The sequence below is a fragment of the Pyxidicoccus fallax genome, assembly GCF_012933655.1.
In the GTDB taxonomy this organism is placed as follows: domain Bacteria; phylum Myxococcota; class Myxococcia; order Myxococcales; family Myxococcaceae; genus Myxococcus; species Myxococcus fallax.
Map to the genome: position 1 here is coordinate 1 of NZ_JABBJJ010000649.1, position 2,445 is coordinate 2,445.

A 2,445-nucleotide genomic window follows, 5' to 3' on the forward strand; every position below is an offset into this window, starting at 1 on the left:
CCCCTGGCCTCCAGCGACGCCCCGGCGGCCTCCCCGGAGGACACCGCCCTGCTGCGCGCCCTGCTGTGGGCCGTGAAGCCGGCCCCGGAGGAGGTGCGCGCCATCGCCATCGAGGACGTGGCCCTGCTGGGCGACGCGCGCGGCCTGGACGCGCTGGCCACGCTCATGTGGGACCCCAACCCGCGCATCCAACAGGCGGCGCTCCGCGCGGTGGCCCTCTTCCAGCACCCGCGCGCGGAGGAAATCCTCGGCAACGTGGTGCGCCACCCGCGCATGGCGGACGCGCTCAAAATCCAGGCGCTCAACGGGCTCGTCTTCCAGCGCACCGTCACCGCCCGGCGCACGGTGCAGGACGCCGCGGTGGACGCGCGCCTCACCGCTCCGGTGCAGAACGCCGCGCGCACCGTGGCCTCCCAGTGGGAGGCCCCGCCCGCCGCCACCCGCTGACACCCGGGGACGCCCGCCTGGAGAGCAGGCAGGCAGGCACCCGGAGTCCGTGGACACGCGGCCCTGTCTCCGGGCCGATTCCTGGTGAAGTCACCGTCCCGCGCTAGAATGCGCGGCCATGAAGATCACCCCGCTCGATATCCGGCAGAAGCGGTTCGAAACGGCCCTGCGCGGCTTCTCCCGCCGCGAGGTGGAGGCCCACCTCGAGCTGATCGCCACCGAATTCGAGGAGGTGGTGAAGGAGAACATCGCGCTCAAGGAGGAGCTGAAGCGCACGCAGCTCAAGCTCGAGCAGCACCAGGAGCGGGAGCGCACCCTCCAGGAGACGATGGTCACCGCCCAGCGCATCAGCGAGGACCTCAAGTCCGCCGCCAAGAAGGAGGCGGAAATCATCATCGCGGACGCCGAGCACCAGGCGGAAAAGATTGTCCACGGCGCCCACCAGCGGCTCGTCCAGGTGGTGGAGGACATCAACGAGCTGAAGCGCCAGCGCACCCAGTTCGAGTCCCAGGTTCGCTCCGTGCTGGACGCGCACCAGAAGCTCCTGGAGACCTTCAAGGGCCCGTCCTTCGCGGACCGCGACTACGCGCGCGTCGAGGACAACGTGGCCTACCTGTCCCAGAAGAAGGCCAACGTCTCCGAGTAGCCGTCAGGTGTCCCCGCCCTGGCTGAAGTCCGTCCCCGACGGCGTGGAGCTGGCCATCCTCGTCCAGCCCCGCGCCTCGCGCACGCGCGTGGTGGGTGAGCACGACGGCCTCCTCAAGCTCCAGCTCGCCGCGCCCCCCGTGGACGGCGAGGCCAACGCCGCCCTGCTGGAGTTCCTCGCGAAGCAGCTCGGTGTCCCCCGCCGGCAGGTGAGCCTCACCGCGGGTGACGCGTCGCGCCGAAAACGCGTGACGGTGCTGGGGGTTGATGCGGCGCGGGCCGAGGCTGTTATGTCTGGGAAAACGTGAGGCCGCCCGCACATGCGACATCTGCTCCTCCTGCTCCTGCTGCTGCTGGCCTCGCCCTTCGCCCGGGCCCAGGAACCGGGCGCCGCCCATGGAACCCATGAGCGGGAGGTGGTGGTGAACGACGCCGTGCTGGTGCCCCAGGGGCGCCCCGAGCGCGTGAGCGGCGAAATCACCACGAGGCGCTTCCGCATCCTCCACACCGCGGCGGCCACCGTGGCGGCGCAGGACCTGGCGAGGCAGATTGAAGGCATCCGCGACGGCTTCGGGAACATCCTCGGGCGGGACTGGCCCGGCGTGACGGAGATCCGCCTCGGCGTGGGGCGCGAGGAGTTCGAGGCGCTGGCGCTGCCCGGTGGCCGGCCTCCGGGCTGGGCCGTGGCGCTGGCCTACCCGGCGCATCAAATCATCCTGCTGAACGCGCTGAGCCTCCACGAGCCGGACGGGCAGCAGACGCTGCGGCACGAGCTGGCGCACGTGGCGCTGGGTCAGCTCGCGAAGGACTGGCCCCGCTGGTTCCAGGAGGGCGTGGCCCAGAATGTCACCGGCGAGAACTACTCGCTCACACACTACTCGGCCCTCTTCCGCGCGGTGACGCAGGAGCGCGTCTTCCACTTCGAGGACCTGGAGGACGCGTGGCCGGACGTCCCGGCGGACGTGGAAATCGCCTACGCGCAGAGCGCCGCCTTCGTGGCGCACCTGTCCGCGAAGTACGGCCCGCAGGCCATGGGCCTCCTGGTGGACGGGGTGCGCAATGGCGAGCCCTTCGAGCAGGCCTTCGGCAAGGCCTTCCGCACGTCGCTGCTGGTGGAGGAGACGGAGTGGCGTGAGGGGCTGGCCGCGCGCTACGGCTGGCTGCCGCTCACCACCAGCTCCGCGCTGCTGTGGCTGGCGGCCTCCGGCCTGTGCGTGGCGGCGTACCTGCGCCGCCGCCAGCAGAAGGCCGCGCGCCTGGAGGAGATGGCCGCCCAGGACGCCGCGGAGGACGCCGCCCTGCGCGTGCTGGCCGCGCGCCTGGAGGAGATGGCCGCCCAGGACGCCGCGGAGG

The 2,445-nt window shown here is 71.8% G+C and carries 4 protein-coding genes; all 4 read left to right on the forward strand.

The window, feature by feature from the left end:
- On the forward strand, window positions 1–447 hold a 447-nt coding region (locus HG543_RS53065; protein WP_246357947.1), incomplete at its 5' end, for a HEAT repeat domain-containing protein.
- A gap of 118 nt (window positions 448–565) precedes the next feature.
- Window positions 566–1,093, forward strand: a complete 528-nt coding sequence (locus tag HG543_RS53070) for a DivIVA domain-containing protein (RefSeq protein ID WP_169352590.1) — start codon at window positions 566–568, stop codon at window positions 1,091–1,093.
- Between the two features lie 7 nt (window positions 1,094–1,100).
- Window positions 1,101–1,400 carry a DUF167 family protein gene (locus tag HG543_RS53075; RefSeq protein ID WP_169352591.1) on the forward strand — a complete coding sequence of 100 codons (300 nt, stop codon included), beginning with the start codon at window positions 1,101–1,103 and terminating at the stop codon, window positions 1,398–1,400.
- A 12-nt stretch (window positions 1,401–1,412) separates the two neighbouring features.
- Window positions 1,413–2,445, forward strand: a 1,033-nt coding sequence (locus HG543_RS53080) for a peptidase MA family metallohydrolase (protein ID WP_169352592.1), incomplete at its 3' end; no start/stop codon positions are given.